The organism is Pseudomonas sp. Pseusp97 (assembly GCF_047304025.1).
Taxonomy (GTDB): domain Bacteria; phylum Pseudomonadota; class Gammaproteobacteria; order Pseudomonadales; family Pseudomonadaceae; genus Pseudomonas.
In genome coordinates, this window is record NZ_JBGLYK010000139.1 from 1 (window position 1) to 15,477 (window position 15,477).

The window sequence follows — 15,477 nt, forward strand, 5'->3', positions numbered from 1 at the left end:
CCCCGCGCCCGCGCCCGCGGCGCCCCCCCCCCCCCGCGATCCTCGCCGCTGCTACCGCCCGTCCCCTTCCCCCCCCGCTCCTACAACGTCAAAGCGGCTGCGGGCGCCGGGTAATCAGCCCCTGCCGGGCGACACGGGTCAGCTCGTGGACAGCCGATTCGAGCTGCTCGGCCACCGGCGACTGCACGACGGCGAAGTCGAAGCTGTCGCTGGGGAAGCGGGCGAGATCGGCAAAGGTCTCGGCGAACTGGATGAGGAAGGTACGCGAGCCGTTCCAGCGCTTGGGCCAGCCATCGAGGTAACGGACGAGGGTGGGCTGGTGATTGCCGCCCAGGAGTATCTTCGGATTGCGGCGCAGCAGGCCGGTCGTGATCGGGGCAAGGCGCACATGCGGGTTGGGACAGGTCATGGTGTCTGATCTTCCGCCTCAAGGGTCCTGCTGGACGCGGCGAGAGGCACACCGAACCAGCGCTTTAGCGGTATTTCGATGTCAGCTGTCGCTTGCATCCGCGCCCCGCAAGTTGCTACTTAAATCGGCGCTGTGCGGCATCCTAGAGAAGCCCCGGCAAAGCTGTCAAGGAGACTTCAGGCATGACCACGCCACCCCTGCGGCTGTTCTTCGCCCTGCCCTGCCCACCCGAACTGGCCAGGCGCATCGCCGCCTGGCGAGACGCACTGCAGCTGGACGGCCAGCCCGTCGCCCAGGCCAATTTCCATCTCACCCTGGCCTTTCTCGGTTCGGTGCCGCGCGGGCGCAAGGCGGAATTGCGCGCCATCGGCGAACGCCTGCCGCGCCAGGGTTTCGACCTGCAGCTGGACCACATCGCGCGCTGGCACAACGGCATCCTGCACCTGGCGCCCAGCGACGTTCCGGCCGCGCTGCACGGACTCGTGCACACGCTGCGCGAGGAGTTGCGAGCAGGCGGCTTCGAGGTCGAGCAGCGTCCGTTCCATCCTCACATCACCCTGGCACGTCATGCCCGCCACGCTCCGCTCGCATCGGCCTCCTTCCTGCTGCCAGCACAGGCGGTGACGCTGTTCAGCTCGGAGAACAGCCCCACCGGCGTGCGCTACCGCGCCATTGGCGAGTGGCCGCTAGAGAGCGTCTGAACGCACCGCCCAGTCCTGGGCGTAGTCGAGGAAGCGGCGCAGGCTTGCCGTGGGGTACTTGTCGATGTGCAGCGCACGGAAGAAGGTGCGCCGCAGCGGGCCCAGTGGATTGTCCAGGCGCACCAGTTGGCCGCGCGCAAGCTCCGCCTGCACCACGCGCTGCGACAGGCAACCGATACCGAAACCGCTGCCCACCAGGTGTTTGATCGCCTCGGCGTTGCTCACTTCCAGAGGCGCGCTAAGGCTACCCAGGCGCGGCAACACCTGCTGTTCGAAAGTCACTCGGGTACCGGACCCGGCCTCGCGCAGCACCCAGCGCGCCGCTGCCAGGTCCTCCAGGCTGACGCGCTTCACACTGGCCAGAGGATGGTCCGGCGCGACCACCAGCAGCAGCTCATCGGCCATCCAGGGGGTGAGCTGGATCTGCGGATGCTGGATCGGCGCCTCGATGAAGGCCACGTCCAGCCGGAACTCGGCCAACGCCTCGATCACCCCGCCGCTGTTAGCCACCTGCAACTCCAGCCGGCTTTCGGGCAGCTCGGCGAGGAAGCCGGCCATCACCTGCGGCAACAGGTAACCGCCGATGCTGCGGCTGGCGCCCAGGCTCAACTGCACCGGCGCCGATTCGAACAGGCTCTCCAGCTCTGCGCTCTGCGCCAGCAGCGCACAAGCCTTGGGGTAGAAGGCGCGGCCGTTGTCGTTCAGCGCCAGGCGCTTGCCGCTGCGATCGAACAGGCGCGTGCCGAGGCTGCGCTCCAGTTCCTGCAGCGCCTGGCTGGCGGCGGATTGCGACAATGCTATGCGCGCCGCGGCCTGGGTCACGTTGCCCACCTCGGCGATGGCAGTGAAGGTCGCCAACTGGCGAAGGGTGATGCGCGGGCCCATATCGATAAAACCGGTCAACCCAATAAGAACAATCCGTTTTTACACTAAGAAGCCGGGCGGCACCATGGTTTCACCTTACACAAGGAGCCTGTAATGACCGCCCTCCGCCGCCTGCCCTACTACCTCCCCGGTGCCCTGCTCTGCCTGGCCATCGCCTTCGGCTCCCGCCAGCTTATGGACATTCCCGCGCTCCAGCACCTGGGACTCGGCAGCCTGACCCTGGCGATCCTCATCGGGCTGCTGGCCGGCAACCTCGGCCTGGCCCGCTTCGGCAGCATCCGCCCCGGCATCGACCTGTCGCGCCAGCAACTGCTGCGCCTGGGCGTGGTGCTCTACGGCCTGCGCCTGACCTTCCAGGACATCGCCGCCCTCGGCCCGGCCGCACTGATCATCGACGTGCTGATGGTCGCCAGCACCCTGACCGTCGCCTGGTGGATCGGCGAGCGCTGGCTCAGGCTGCCGCGCGAAAACGCCCTGCTGATCGGTGCCGGCAGCGCCATCTGCGGCGCCGCGGCGGTGATGGCGAGCAGCCCGGTGCTCAAGGCGCGCGCCGAGCACACCGCCGTCGCGGTAGCCACCGTTGTGCTGTTCGGCACCCTGGCGATGCTTTTGCACCCTTTGATCTACGCCGCACTGCCCAACCTGTTCGGCAGCGAGCAGGCCTTCGGGGTGTTCACCGGCTCGACCATCCACGAGGTTGCCCAGGTGGTTGCCGCCGGACGCGCCATGGACCCGGCCGCCGCAGACGCCGCGCTGATCAGCAAGATGCTGCGCGTCCTGCTGCTGGCCCCGGCCCTGCTGATCCTCGGACGCGTTGGCTGTGCCGAAGTCGCCGAGCCGGGCGCGCGCCGCAAGCTGCACATTCCCGGCTTCGCCGTGTTCTTCCTGCTGGTGACCGGCCTGCGCTCGCTGGGCTGGGTGCCGGAAAACTGGCTGGCACCGCTGCAGCAACTGGACGACGTGATGCTCGGCATGGCGATGGCGGCCCTGGGCCTGGCCACCCGCCTGGGCGACCTGCGCAAGGAAGGCCCCAAGCCGCTGCTGCTGGGCGCCGGGCTGTTCATCTTCCTGCTGGTGGGCGGCGGCCTGATCAATGGGGGGGTGCAGTACCTCTTCCATTGATTCGAAACCCGAGCAACGCCAAGCAAGGCTCCTGCACAAGGGACAAAACGATAAATGCCGGGCAATGCCCGGCATTTTTGCTCTTCGTAGGAGCGAGCGTGCTCGCGAACCGCCCGATGCCGGTGCCGCCGGAAGCACTGTTCGCGAGCAAGCTCGCTCCTACAGATGCCCCGTGGATGGCGCCAGCGATCAGCTGGACAGCTTGCGGTCCAGGGAGAACGGGCCGGCGCCGCTGATCAGCAGCGCGACGCTGATCATGATCAGGGTGAAGGCGTATTCGAAGCCGTTGGCAGTGATGAAGAAGCCGTTGGCCAGGTGCACGCTGAATACGGCGACCAGCATGGCGACGATCAGCGGGATGCTCGCCAGGCGCACCAGCAGGCCCAGGACCAGGGCCAGGCCGCCGAAGAACTCGGCGCTGCCGGCCAGGGCGGCCATCAGGTAGCCAGGGGTCACGCCGAGGGATTCCAGCCAGCCCGCCATGCCTTGCAGACCCGGGCCACCGAAGGCGCCGAAGAGTTTCTGCGAGCCGTGGGCCATGAAGGTCAGGCCAGTGGTGATACGCAGTACAGCGATGCCGGCGCCAGCGTTGGTGGTCAGGATGGATTTGATCAGCGAGTTCATGGTGCGTCCTTATGCGAGCTCAGTGGGAGCGAAGGGTTGCGTAGGAAGTGGGTGACAACCGTGGTTGCTTGGCGACCAATATAGCCAGTTTTTCCGATATCAAAAGCGCAATTTCACGCTAATAACTATCGAACAAACCGATCACTTCTTGATTGCCGCCACGCTTTCACGTGGCTCGAGGCCATCACGTTCCCGCTGATATGCAAGATAGTACTTGTTGACGCTGCTGACGTAGTTCACCACGCCCATGCCCAGTTGCTCGGCCGCCACGCGCTCGACCTGGAAGAACCACTGGTTGGGGTTCAGGCCCTGGCGCTTGGCCTCCGCACGCAGGCTTTGCACCCGCTCGGGACCGGCGTTGTACGCAGCCAGGACGAAGGCCATGCGGTCACGCTCATTGATGCGCGGGCTGGAGAAGAAGCGCTTGCGCAGCATCGCCATGTAACGGCTGGCGGCCTGCACGTTGTTCTCCTTCTGGTGCACGGTATCCACGCCCACGGCGCGGGCCGCTGCCGGGGTGATCTGCATCAGCCCCGTAGCGCCGCCGGCGCCGCGCGCGCCGGCATTCAGATTGGATTCCTTGAACGCGACCGCCGCCAGGGCCAGCCAGTCCACCTTGCTCTGCTCGCCATAGCGCTGCAGGGTCGGACGCACGGCTTCCAGGCGTTTGCGGTCGGGCACCACCAGCGGGTTGCGCACCTGGTAGGCGCGGCGGTAGAGCCGCTGGAATGCCACGTCCTGGTCCGCCGGTGCGCGGTAATCCTTGAGGAAGCGATTGACGCTGGCGCGCAGCATCGGCGCGTCACGGCGTACGTACCAGGCCATCGGCTCGCTGTTGTCCAGCACCAGATGACGGTCGACGCGCAGCTTGGTGAAGACCTTGCTCCAGCGCTCGGCAATGGGTTGCTCGACCACGGTGTAGTTGAAGATGCCCGCCTGGACCATCTCCAGCACGTCTTCCACGGCCAGGGAGGAATCGGTCCACTCCAGCACCAGCGGCGCCATGCGCTTCTGCGCCAGGCGCTCGTTGACCTTGCGCACCGCCTCACCGGCGGCGCTGCCGGCGGGCAAGGTGATGGTGCGGCCGGCGAGCTGCTCCAGGCGCACGAACTTGCGGTTGCCCTGCCGGGTCACCAGCACCAGCGGCACGTCGGCCTTCCACGGCAGGCTGGGGCTGACGTTCTGGCCGTCGCGGGCCAGCAAGACTTCCCCTGGCGCGACGAGATCGCCTTCGCCGCGCTGCAGCGCGCCGAGCAACTGGTCCTTGGCCTTGGGGATGAACTTGATGGTGAGCGGCTTGCGCCCGGGGGAGCTGTCGTTGAGGAACTGCTCGAAGGCGCGCAGGCGGCGGTATTCGATGCCGATGGGTTCACCCTTGATTTCGCCGGAGCTGTTGCGGCTCTGGTTGACCAAGACCCGCAGCGTGCCACCGGAACGAATGGCGGCGAGATCGCGTGCGTCGCTGCTTTCCTGCTCCCAGTTTTCCGGCTGGGCCGTCAGGCGAGCAGCCGCCGGCAGTGGCGTCAGGGCCACGAGGCACAGCAGTAGCAGCAACAGTCGGGTCATCCAGCTCTCCGGGGGCTCGCACTCGGCGAAGGGCCGGTTAGAGTGCGGTTTCGACCGGTAGTTCCCGGCCGCCAAGGGCGCGCAAGACTCTCACAGGAGGGGATCAATACCAACCCGAAACTTCCGATAGATCTTCGGAATGTTCCTCAACCTGCTGTTTTTGAAGAATTTTCGTCGAAAAAGCGGCTTTTGTTATGCTTCGCTTCCGGACAAAAGGAAGAAAAATGCAACTGATCGACATCGGCGTCAACCTCACCCACCCGAGTTTTGCCCCGGAACGCGAAGCAGTCCTCGCGCGCGCGATCGAGGCCGGCGTCGTGCAGATGGTGCTGACCGGGACCAGCCTGGACGACAGCGAACAGGCCCTGCAGCTGTGTCGGCAGCTGGACGAAGAACAGCGCCTGTATTGCACCGCCGGCGTCCATCCGCACGAAGCGAGCCACTGGGACAGCGGCAGCGCCAAGGTGCTGCGCGGCCTGCTGGCCGAGGACAGGGTCAAGGCGGTCGGCGAATGCGGACTGGACTTCAACCGCGACTTTTCGCCACGCCCACAGCAGGAGAAGGCATTCGAAGAACAGCTGGGGCTGGCGGTGGAACTGCAATTGCCGGTTTTCATCCACGAGCGCGACGCCGGCGAGCGCCTGCTGGCCATCCTCAAGGAGTTCCGCGACAAGCTGCCGGCCGCCGTGGTGCATTGCTTCACCGGCGAGCGCCGCACACTTTATTCCTACCTCGACCTCGACCTGCATATCGGCATCACCGGCTGGATCTGCGACGAGCGCCGTGGCACCCACCTGCAGGAACTGGTGCGGGAAATCCCCGAAGGCCGGCTGATGCTGGAAAGCGACGCACCTTATCTCTTGCCGCGCACCCTGCGGCCGAAGCCAAAAAACGGCCGCAATCAGCCGGCGTACCTGCCCGAAGTGCTGACCTGCGTGGCCCAGCACCGGGGCGAGAGCGCGGAGCAGGTCGCGGCCCATACCACCGCCTGCGCGCGACGGTTCTTTGACCTGCCGGAAATTTGAACCAGCGCTCAAGCTTGCACTCCTGCGGCCGATAAGTTGGGGGCGGAAGGTGGCTTGATCCCCATCAATGGCCACCTTCATCCTTTTCACGACAATAGTGGCGCCTTGACACTATTCGACCGACAAGAAGAGATTTATGGCCGCCTGGATCCGCGATATTTCCCTCAAGTACAAATTCTGGGCCGTCAACGCGGTCGCCTTCGTCACCACCCTGCTGCTGGTGCTGTTCGCCATGCACCAGGAGCTCGATGGGCGCAACCAGCAGGCACGCCAGGGTGCCGAAGCCCAGGCCCAGTTGTTGAAGAACTGGCCAGCGGGATCCGCGCTGCCGATCTCGCCTGATCTGGTCAGCTTCGCCAGCGGCAGTGCGCCGCAGATCGCCGGTGTCGACGGCTCCGCCCTTGCCCGCGCCAATGGCTGGGTCGACCTGCAAGGTGCGCAGGGCCGCCAAGGCGCACTGGCCGGCGCCTACGTACAGGACATCGGCAATGGCCAGCGCGTTGCCGTGCTCGCCTCCGGCGCCGATTTCTGGAGCGTCTTCGAGGACCGCGCCCTGCCCTTCGCCGGCGCCGTGCTGGTGCTGATGCTGGCCCTGCTGGCCGCCTCGCAGCTACTGATCCGCTTCATCCTCACCCACCTGCTGACCCTGCGCGACGTGATGCTGCACGTCGAGAAGAGCGGCGACCTGGCCGCCCGCGTACCGCTGGAAAGCCGCGACGAAGTCGGCCAGATGGCCACCGCCTTCAATGCCATGCAGGCCGGCTACCAGCGCGTGGTCGGCACCGTCGCGCAGGCCGCCGGACGCCTCGACGAGGGCGCACGCAGCCTGGCCAACAGCATGGGCCAGGTGCGCCAGGGCATGCTCGGCCAGCAGAGCGAGACCGACCAGGCCGCCACCGCCATCAACGAGATGTCCACCACCGTCCACCACATCGCCCAGCACGCTGCCGACACCCGCGACCAGTCGCAGGAAGCCGACCGCCTGGCCGGCAATGGCCAGCAGGTCGTCGGTCGCGTCGGCCAGTCCATCGCCGGGCTGTCCCAGGGCGTGCAGCAGACCGCCGAGATGATCCAGCAGCTGGCCCAGGACAGCCACAAGATCAGCAGCGTGGTCAGCGTGATCCACGGCATCGCCGAACAGACCAACCTGCTCGCCCTCAACGCCGCCATCGAGGCCGCCCGCGCTGGCGAGATGGGCCGCGGCTTCGCCGTGGTCGCCGACGAGGTGCGCAACCTTGCCAAGCGCGTGCAGGATTCCACCGACGAGATCACCCAGATGATCAACGCGCTGCAGTCCGGCACCCGCGACGCGGTGGAGTTCATGCAGGAAAGCTCGATCAAGGCCGACGGCTGCGTCGAGGAGGCCCGCGAAGCCGGCGAAGCCCTGGCCGCCATCGCATCGGCGGTGGCGCTGATGCGCGAGAGCAATACGCAGATCGCCGTGGCCGCCGAACAGCAGAGCCAGGTCGCCGAGGAAATGACCCGTTCGGTCGTGGGCATCCGCGACGTCACCGAACACACCGTGCAGCAGACCGTCGAGTCGGCCGGCACCAGCCACCAGCTGGCTGACCTCGCCGGCGAGCTCAGCCGCGCCATCCGCCAGTTGCGCCTGTAATTGCTATCGCCCGCATAGCCTCTGCCCATTGGCGCGGGCTGCGGGGCAGCACCTAGACTGCTGTCATGGCGCCCGCCTGCGCTCAGGCGGGCTTCTCAGTCTCGGGAGCTTTCCATGGGCAAACGTCATCCCAACCTCGTCGCCTGGCAATGGCAGGGCTACGCCGCCAACCATCGCAACCCGACCAACCTGGCGCTGCACATCATCGCCGTGCCGCTGTTCATCCTCGGCGCGCTGACGCTGCTCAGCGGGCTGTTCGGCCTGAGCCTGGCGGCCATCGCGCTGGGAGTGATCGGCATGATCGCCTCGCTGGCCATCCAGGGCCGCGGACACAAGCTCGAGGAGCAACCGCCCGAACCCTTCAGCGACCGCAAGGACGCCGTCAGCCGGCTGCTGGTCGAGCAATTCGTCACCTTCCCGCGCTTCGTCCTGAGCGGCGCCTGGTGGCGCGCCTGGCGCAATCGCCGGCGCTGAATCGACCATCAGGGCCGGGCGCGGCATTTCGGCCATTCAAGTACCCCGCCGGTTCGCCGATATAATCGTCGAGATTTCGTCACGAGCTGTTGAGATGTCGGCTTTTCGTCATTTTATTGGCATTCTGGCCTGCCTGTTTATTGTCATGCCCGCGCACTCGGCCCCGGAAGCGGCCGCCGAGCGCATCGTGCTGACTATCGCAGTCAAAGGCCGGCCGCAGCTCCTGCGCCACTACCGGCTGCGCGACCTGGAAGCGCTGCCGCAGACCGCGCGGCGCTCCATGCTCCCCGACGAGTCGCGGGTGTACGGCTGGCAGGGGGTTCGCCTGAGCGCCCTGCTCGCCGGCTTCGAACGCGGCGACGCCCAACGCCTGCGAGTCGAGGCACTGAACGACTATTCCGCCCTGATTCCGCTGAGCGACCTCGACGCCTTCGAGCCGATTCTCGCCTACCGCCGCGACGGCCAAGCCATCGGCATCGCCGAGCGCGGCCCGCTGTTCGTCATCTACCCGATGCTCGAACGCCCGGAGTTGCGCACTCAGGTCTACTTCAACCGCACCGTCTGGCAGGTAAGCCGCATTACCCTGGAGTGATCGCCGTGCCCTCGCAACCTCCCAGGCGGCGCTACCGCCGCCTGACCATCATCGTCCTCAGCGGCCTGATCGCGGCCCTGACCGCCGGCGCGGGCGCGGCGCTGCTGATGGTGCACCAGCATGTCCGCCAGCTGGCTCATCCCGACGCCCACAGCGAGCTGTGGCAGGCCTACCAGCTGCGCGCCGAGCTGGAGCGCTCGCTGGATACCGCAAGGCTGGTGCTGGATGACAAGAGCGACAGCGATGCGCTGGCGACGCGCATCGAGGTGCTCGCCAGCCTCCTGCCGCCACTGCGCAATACGCCGGTCTACGGCTACCTCGTCGTGCCACGGCCGGAAGTGCAGGCGACTCTGGAGCGCATCCAGCGCCTGAGCGACAGCTGGCTGGCCCGAGCGCCCTGGGGCAAGCCGCAGGAGGCGAAGCAACTGGCCGGGGAGATGCTGCGCGAACTGCCGCCCCTGCTCGATCCCATGCACCAGTTGGTGATGATCACCAACATCGCCTTGACCAACTATATGGATGCCGAGCGCCTCGACCTGCAGCGCGCCTTCAACCTCCTGGCCTGGGTGCTTTTCGGCCTGGGCCTGTGCAGCGTGCTGCTGGCGCTGCGGGTAATCGCCAATTCGCGCCGCAAGCTGCTGCTGTCCCAGCGCCTGCACGACCTTAACCAGTCCCTGGAGCAACGCGTCGAACAACGCACCCAGGAGCTCAGCGAGCGCAAGACGCTGCTGCGCTACATCCTCGACACCAGCCCCAGCGACGTGGCGCTGCTGAGCGACGAGGACTCCCGCGCCCATTACGTCAGCCCGCGCCTGCTGCAGCGCAGCGGCATCCACCCGGACGAGCCCTTCACCCTGCGCCGGCTGTTCGATGACCCCGACGAGGAAGCACGCTTCCGCCAGTCACTGGCCGAGCATGGCCAACTGGACAGCTGGGAAACCCGCCTGGCCGGCAACCCGTCCTACTGGGCGATCGTCTGGGCACGGAAAATGGAAGTGGAAGGCCGACCCGCCTCACTGGTGTGGAGCTTCGACATCAACCAGCGCAAGGCCATGGAGCAGGAGCTGCGCCTGCTGGCCACCACCGACCCGCTGACCGGCCTGCAGAACCGCCACGCCTTCGTCAAGCGCGGCGTCGCGCTGCTCAAGAGCGCGCAGCGCTATGAGCGCCAGTGCGCGGCGCTGATGCTGGACATCGACTTCTTCAAGCCGATCAACGACACCCACGGCCACGCATTCGGAGATGCCGTACTGCAGGCCGTGGCAAAGGAGCTGACCCAGGGGCTGCGCGAGGTGGACCTGCTCGGCCGCCTGGGTGGCGAGGAGTTTGCCGCGATCCTTCCGGAGACCGACCTGCAGCAGGCGCTGCAAGTCGCCGAGCGCGTTCGCAACAGCGTGCAGGCGCTGTCCTTCACCAGCGAGGATGGCAGCCGCGTGCGCCTGACGCTGAGCATCGGCGTGGCCGCAAGGCGCGACGGTGAGCTGCGCCTGGAAGACCTGCTCGCTCGTGCCGACCGGGCCCTGTACCGGGCCAAGGCTGGCGGGCGCAACCGTACGGAAATCGCGCCCGGCGTCTAGCTCAAGGATGCTCTGGTTGAACGGCTTTCAGCCGAAGATGGTCACCGTCTGCCGGCCGATGGCAAGCAACTGGCCATCGGCCGACCAGGTCTGCGCCGCGATATGGCCATAGCCATCGCGCGCATGCTCGATGGTCGCCAGGTACTGGCACCAGCCGTTGGCCGGCATCGACGGCAGCGGCTGGACGAACTCCACGGTCCAGGTCAGCGAGCTGGAGGGCGCCGGCGACTTCAGGTGTGGCAGGTTGGCTGGCGGCCAGGCGTCGATCAGCGCCAGCAGGTGGCTGATCCCCATCGGCTCGTCGCCCACGTCATCCCCGCGAAAGCGCATCCAGCCGCCCATCTCGCGCTCGCGGCTGGCCGAGAACGGCATGTGCCCGACCGCCCAGCGCATGGCGATATTCTGTGTGAAAGCTGGCATCAGCTTACGGATATAAGGCAATTCCTGGCAGTCCTCGACGGACTTGAAGGCCGGAGGCGGCAGTCCCTCGACCTGCACGCCGGATTCGCGCGCCACTCCGAAACTGCCCTGCGCCAGCAACACCACCTGGTCGTTCTGCACGGCGCGGCAGAATACCTGGCTGACCGACTTGCCCTCACGCAGGACTTCGGCCTGGAAGCTCACCGGCACCTCCACCTCGATGGGGCCGACGAACGTGATCGCCAGCGAACGCACCGGTCGCCCGGTCTCGGCCACCGCCGCCATGGCCTCATAGGCCAGCGCCGCGACCAGCCCGCCGAAGCTTGCCCGGCCCTGGGCCCAGGTGGCGGGGATGACGATGGATAGCGGTGCGGCGCGCACCACCCGGAGCATTTCGCTGAAGGACATGTCGACTTCCTGAGGCTTCTGGATAGATGGAGCTGGCTGCGATCTTAGGTGCACCGGCCGCTGCGGCAAACCATCCAAAGCCTTGTCCCCACCAGCAAATGCCCTGTCATCAATGGCCTCTATGCAGGGCCTTCTCCAGAGCCTCCAGGCTCTCGTCGGCCAGTCGCTCGGCGAGATCGTGGCGGGCGTTCCAGTGCGGCTGCAGCGGCATCAGGTCCAGCTCACGCTCGCTGCGGATCAGCCACTGTTCATAGTCGTGCCATTCGCCGAGGGCCGCTTGTGCGTCCTTCAGCGGCGCCAGCAGGCGCTGCGGCACGGCGGATTGCCTCGGGTAGGCTTCCAGCGAATAACGCACCCGCTTGATCAGCAGGCGCAGGCGGTGGCGGTCGTGGGCCGGGTCCTTCAGCGCATCGCGCAGCTTCTGCCACTCCTTTGCCAGGCGCTTCTCGACCTTGCGCTGCAGGCCCTTGAGCACACCATGGCGCTCGGAGGTGCGCCACAGTTGCGGCCAGCCATCCAGGCGCATCATCAGGCGCTCCCATTGCGGGCTGGCGAGCAGCGTGGCGTAGCCGGAAATCAGCGCCGGCCGACGCAGCGCGGCAGCACGTTCATAGCCTTCGGCCTCCAGCACCGGCAGCAACACTTCGAGGTCGCGCAACGGGCCACTGAGGCGACCCATGTCGCCCAGCACCTGCTCCAGTTCATCGATGCCCGGCATGCCGCGTACCGGGTGCAACAGGCTGCGCAGACGGCGCACGGCGATACGCAGGTCGTGCAACGCTTCAGGGTCGGACCCGGCCTTCAGGCGGGAGGATGCGGAAAACAGCGCGACCTCCTGCTCGATCAGATGGCTTACCAGGTAATCGCAGAAGGAAGTCACGGCAGGCTCCATCCAGTAAGTGAAATATCAGGTTAGCCCCGGCCAGCGCAGCGGCAAGGATCGCGATGTCACGTCCCGTTTCCGCGCGCGCCTCGCAGGCGCCAGGGCAGCTCGCGGCGCAGCCGAACCAGGTGCGCACGCAATTGCGCAGGCGCTGCGGCTGCCCCGCCGTAGCGCTGCTGTTCGAAGGCATCCACATAGCGGCGGATCGCCTCGGCATGGGCCGGTAGCAGCTTGATCGCCCGCCGGCAGAAATCCCGCGCGCCCTCGCCCGGCTCGCGGCGCACGCCCAGGGGCGCCAGCATCCGCTCGAAACGCTGGAAGCTGCGCAGCTGCGGGTCGCTGGCACGCCGCCAGGGCTTGAACAGCACCAGCGTCAGCAGGCCGAGCAATACCGCCCCGCCGCCCACCAGCAAGGCGCCGAGCCATTGCCGGTCGAGATCGCCGAACCAGCGCCGCAGCAGGTCGCCCTGCTGCTCGCCCTGGTAACCGAGCACCGAGGCCTGCCAGCGATAATTGAGGTCGTCCCACGCGGCGCGCAGGCCGTTGATCAGGGCGAAATTGCGATAGCGCAGTGGCGAGAACGGGTCCTGCTCCAGAAAGCTGCCCTCGCTGCTCATGGCCGCTTCCAGTCCCTGTTCGATGCGTTCGGGCGAGACCGCGCCAGTAGGGTCGACCCGCGTCCAGCCGCTACCGTCCTGCCAGTACTCTACCCAGGCGTGGGCGTCGAACTGACGGATGCTCAGGTAATTCCCCGCCGAGCTGGTCTCACCGCCCTGATAGCCGGTGACGATCCGCGCCGGGATGCCCGCCGCGCGCAATACGAAGGCCATGGCGCCGGCGTAGTGCTCGCAGAAGCCAGCGCGCGTGTCGAAGAGGAAACCGTCGATGCGTTCGGGCCCCGTTTCCGGCGGCCTGAGGGTGTAGCTGAACGGCTGCTCGCGGAAATGCCGCAACATCGCCTGCACCAGTTCGCCCGGTTGCGGATGACGCTCGCGCAATTGCTGCGCCCAGGCGCGCGCCCGGGGGTTGCCCGACGATGGCAGCGTCAGGTTCAGCCGCCGCGCACGGGCGCCATCGGTGGGTTCGAGCAGGGCCTGTGGCCAGGACGTGGCGCGGTACATCAATGCCTGGCGCACCGGTGTACGACGCTCCAGGTGGAAGTCGCTCATCAGCCGCACATCGCCCAGCGGCGTCTGCGCGACATCGAGGGCGAACAACCAGGGCCGCCCGTTGGGCTCCATGATCACCCGGTAGTTCAGTGCCTCGCCCTGCCCTCGCCATTGCGGCGGAGCATCGCCGCGCTGGAAAGCGGTGGTCCAGCGCACGCCATCGAATCGCTCCAGCGTCAGCGCCCGCCAGTAGAGTTGGGAACGCGCCGGCGGCGGGCCGTCGAAGCTCACGCGAAACGCCAATGCCGGCGACTGGCTGAGCGAGACCATATCCCCCGGCGCCATCGAGTCGCTCAGCCCGGTGAGCGCCTGCTCGCCAGGCATCGGCAGCGACCACAACGGCCCCATGCGCGGGAACAGCAGGAACATCAGCAACATCAGCGGCAAGGCTTGCAGCAGCAGGCCGCCGGCCAGGCGCAGGGTCGGCATCGGGCGCGCAGCGAAGCTGCTCTGCTGCAGGCCGATGGCCGCCGCCAGCAGGGCCAGCACCGGCAGCAGGCTGAATACCGCGGCGATGATGTCGTCCTGGAACAGGTAGCTGGTGGTCACCGCGAAGAAACCCAGCAGGATCAGCACCCAGGCGTCGCGGCGGGTCCTGAGTTCCACCAGCTTCACCACGAAGGCCGCTATCAGCAGCACCACGCCGGCGTCCAGGCCGATCAGCGAGCCGCGCGAGAACCACACCCCCAGCCCTGCCGCCGCCACCAGCGCCAGCTTGGCGACGCCGCTGGGATAGCTGGCGCGCATGCGGAACACCTGGATACGCCAGGTCGCACAGCCCAGCCAGAGGGCGACGATCCAGATCGGCAAGTGTTCCAGATGCGGGATGATCACCACCGCCTGGGCCACCAGCAGCCAGGTCAGCGCCACGCGAGGGATCGGCTGCGCGGCAGTCGCCGCCGCGTTGCTCATCGCGTCACCCCGTGCAACGCGAGGGCGCGCAGGCAGGCATCGCGATGACCATCGTCCAGGCCGACCGGCAACTGCGCGCCGGGCAGGCGCAGGCCGAAGGGTTGCTGGCGCAGCGAGAGCTGCAGGACCCAGTAGCACAGGCGCGACAAGCGCCCCTCGGTGTCGCCGCCGAGGCTGTCGAACTCCAGCCAGACGTTGCGCCCGGCCAGCGCGGAGAAGTCCTTCACCAGCAAGCCCTGGCCGCGTGAATAGGCCTTCCAGTGCAGGCGCCGGCGCGAGTCGCCCGGCTGGTAGGGCCGCAGTCCCTGGTAGTCGTCGACGCCACGCCCATTGGGGCGCACGCCCTCTTCCTCATTCTCCGCCGGCCCGCCTTCGAGCGGCAGGTCGCCGGGCTGCGGATGCGGGTAGACCAGCACCGCCTGGTCCAGGTCCACCCAGCTCCAGGCCACCAGCAGCCCCAGGGGGAAACGGCTTTCAACGCGCAGGCGACCGGGACGCAGCCAGCCGCGCCGCTGGGCCGTCACGCTGAGCAGCAGTTCTTCTGCCTGGTCTGCCGCGACGTCGGCGAACTGCATGCGCTCGGCATCCCAGCCCAGGCCGATGGCCTGGCGCTCGCGCCCTTCGCCCTCCAGCCGCACGCGGAACGCCGCCTGTTCGCCGACGAATACCGGGTGCGCGCCGAGGGCGGTGAGGCGCAGGCCACCCAGGTTGCGGTAGGTGTGCAGGATGGCGACGATGAACAGCGACAGCAGCAGGAAGGTCAGCCCATAGGCCAGGCTGTTCTGGTAGTTGATCGCGGTGAGCAGCATCAGCAACAGGGCGACGCCGAACGCCATTCCCTGCCGCGTGGGAATGATGAAGATGCGCCGCTGGTTGAGCTGCAGCGAGGGCGCGGGAGGTATGCGCCGGGCTATCCAGCTCTGCCACAGCGGCCTGACCCTGACCAGCATCTCAGAGCGCCGGCACTTCGCGGAGCAACCACTGCACCAGAGCGCCGCCGCCGTGCCCGGCGGGGTCGGCCTGATCGCGCAGGCGGTGGCCGGCCATTTACTCCAGTCGGCGGGTCTTATGGCTGACGGGGGGCTGGGTGGAATG

15 protein-coding genes and 1 pseudogene are annotated in these 15,477 nt (G+C 67.3%); 7 read left to right on the forward strand and 9 right to left on the reverse strand.

Features of this window, described 5'->3' with window-relative positions:
* Nucleotides 1-88 precede the first annotated feature (88 nt).
* Entirely contained in the window at nt 89-409 is a 321-nt protein-coding gene (locus tag ACCC94_RS20100; RefSeq protein WP_192432847.1) for a hypothetical protein, read from the reverse strand.
* 182 nt (nt 410-591) lie between these two features.
* Here ACCC94_RS20100 and thpR point away from each other — a divergent pair, with 182 nt between their 5' ends.
* Nucleotides 592-1,110: an RNA 2',3'-cyclic phosphodiesterase gene (thpR, locus tag ACCC94_RS20105; RefSeq protein WP_413351293.1), complete on the forward strand. Its 519-nt coding sequence runs from the start codon at nt 592-594 to the stop codon at nt 1,108-1,110.
* On the opposite strand, the gene ACCC94_RS20110 is transcribed toward thpR, so the two are convergent.
* Nucleotides 1,096-1,995, reverse strand: a complete 900-nt coding sequence (locus tag ACCC94_RS20110) for a LysR family transcriptional regulator (RefSeq protein WP_413351294.1) — start codon at nt 1,993-1,995, stop codon at nt 1,096-1,098. The genes thpR and ACCC94_RS20110 overlap by 15 nt on opposite strands.
* A gap of 93 nt (nt 1,996-2,088) precedes the next feature.
* Here ACCC94_RS20110 and ACCC94_RS20115 point away from each other — a divergent pair, with 93 nt between their 5' ends.
* Nucleotides 2,089-3,117: a YeiH family protein gene (locus ACCC94_RS20115; protein WP_413351295.1), complete on the forward strand. Its 1,029-nt coding sequence runs from the start codon at nt 2,089-2,091 to the stop codon at nt 3,115-3,117.
* A gap of 189 nt (nt 3,118-3,306) precedes the next feature.
* Here the strand turns inward: ACCC94_RS20115 and ACCC94_RS20120 are convergent, their stop codons facing one another.
* Together ACCC94_RS20120 and ACCC94_RS20125 are read right to left on the reverse strand one after the other, a co-directional pair.
* Nucleotides 3,307-3,741: a DoxX family protein gene (locus tag ACCC94_RS20120; RefSeq protein ID WP_017517576.1), complete on the reverse strand. Its 435-nt coding sequence runs from the start codon at nt 3,739-3,741 to the stop codon at nt 3,307-3,309.
* 141 nt (nt 3,742-3,882) lie between these two features.
* A complete protein-coding gene (locus ACCC94_RS20125; RefSeq protein WP_413351296.1) occupies nt 3,883-5,307 on the reverse strand; it encodes a transglycosylase SLT domain-containing protein in 1,425 nt (474 codons plus the stop codon).
* Nucleotides 5,308-5,531: 224 nt separating this feature from the next.
* Between ACCC94_RS20125 and ACCC94_RS20130 the strand changes: the two genes are divergently transcribed.
* The 5 genes from ACCC94_RS20130 (at nt 5,532) to ACCC94_RS20150 (ending at nt 10,590) form a co-directional block, all read left to right on the forward strand.
* Nucleotides 5,532-6,332: a TatD family hydrolase gene (locus ACCC94_RS20130; protein WP_413351297.1), complete on the forward strand. Its 801-nt coding sequence runs from the start codon at nt 5,532-5,534 to the stop codon at nt 6,330-6,332.
* A gap of 136 nt (nt 6,333-6,468) precedes the next feature.
* Complete coding sequence (locus ACCC94_RS20135; protein ID WP_413351298.1) at nt 6,469-7,947, forward strand: methyl-accepting chemotaxis protein; 1,479 nt, start codon at nt 6,469-6,471, stop codon at nt 7,945-7,947.
* Between the two features lie 114 nt (nt 7,948-8,061).
* Nucleotides 8,062-8,421, forward strand: a complete 360-nt coding sequence (locus ACCC94_RS20140) for an Mpo1-like protein (RefSeq protein WP_413351299.1) — start codon at nt 8,062-8,064, stop codon at nt 8,419-8,421.
* A gap of 187 nt (nt 8,422-8,608) precedes the next feature.
* A complete protein-coding gene (locus tag ACCC94_RS20145; RefSeq protein WP_413351300.1) occupies nt 8,609-9,013 on the forward strand; it encodes an oxidoreductase in 405 nt (134 codons plus the stop codon).
* The gene (locus ACCC94_RS20150) at nt 9,013-10,590 is read left to right on the forward strand and encodes a GGDEF domain-containing protein (protein ID WP_413351306.1); all 1,578 of its coding nucleotides are present in this window, start codon (nt 9,013-9,015) and stop codon (nt 10,588-10,590) included. Before ACCC94_RS20145 ends, ACCC94_RS20150 begins: the two co-directional genes overlap by 1 nt.
* Nucleotides 10,591-10,617: 27 nt before the next feature.
* Here ACCC94_RS20150 and ACCC94_RS20155 read toward each other — a convergent pair whose 3' ends face one another.
* From ACCC94_RS20155 to ACCC94_RS20175, 5 genes and pseudogenes are all read right to left on the reverse strand, one after another.
* Nucleotides 10,618-11,418 (reverse strand): acyl-CoA thioesterase, encoded by an 801-nt coding sequence (locus ACCC94_RS20155; protein WP_413351302.1) that lies wholly within the window; start codon nt 11,416-11,418, stop codon nt 10,618-10,620.
* Nucleotides 11,419-11,527: 109 nt separating this feature from the next.
* On the reverse strand, nt 11,528-12,298 hold the full coding sequence (locus tag ACCC94_RS20160) for a CHAD domain-containing protein (RefSeq protein WP_413351303.1): 771 nt from the start codon (nt 12,296-12,298) through the stop codon (nt 11,528-11,530).
* A 68-nt stretch (nt 12,299-12,366) separates the two neighbouring features.
* Entirely contained in the window at nt 12,367-14,382 is a 2,016-nt protein-coding gene (locus ACCC94_RS20165; protein ID WP_413351304.1) for a DUF3488 and DUF4129 domain-containing transglutaminase family protein, read from the reverse strand.
* Nucleotides 14,379-15,332, reverse strand: coding sequence for a DUF58 domain-containing protein (locus ACCC94_RS20170; RefSeq protein WP_413351305.1), 954 nt, complete (start codon nt 15,330-15,332; stop codon nt 14,379-14,381). The genes ACCC94_RS20165 and ACCC94_RS20170 overlap by 4 nt, the downstream gene beginning before the upstream one ends.
* Nucleotide 15,333: 1 nt before the next feature.
* A pseudogene (locus ACCC94_RS20175) lies at nt 15,334-15,429 on the reverse strand (AAA family ATPase); the annotation flags it as partial.
* Nucleotides 15,430-15,477 lie beyond the last annotated feature (48 nt).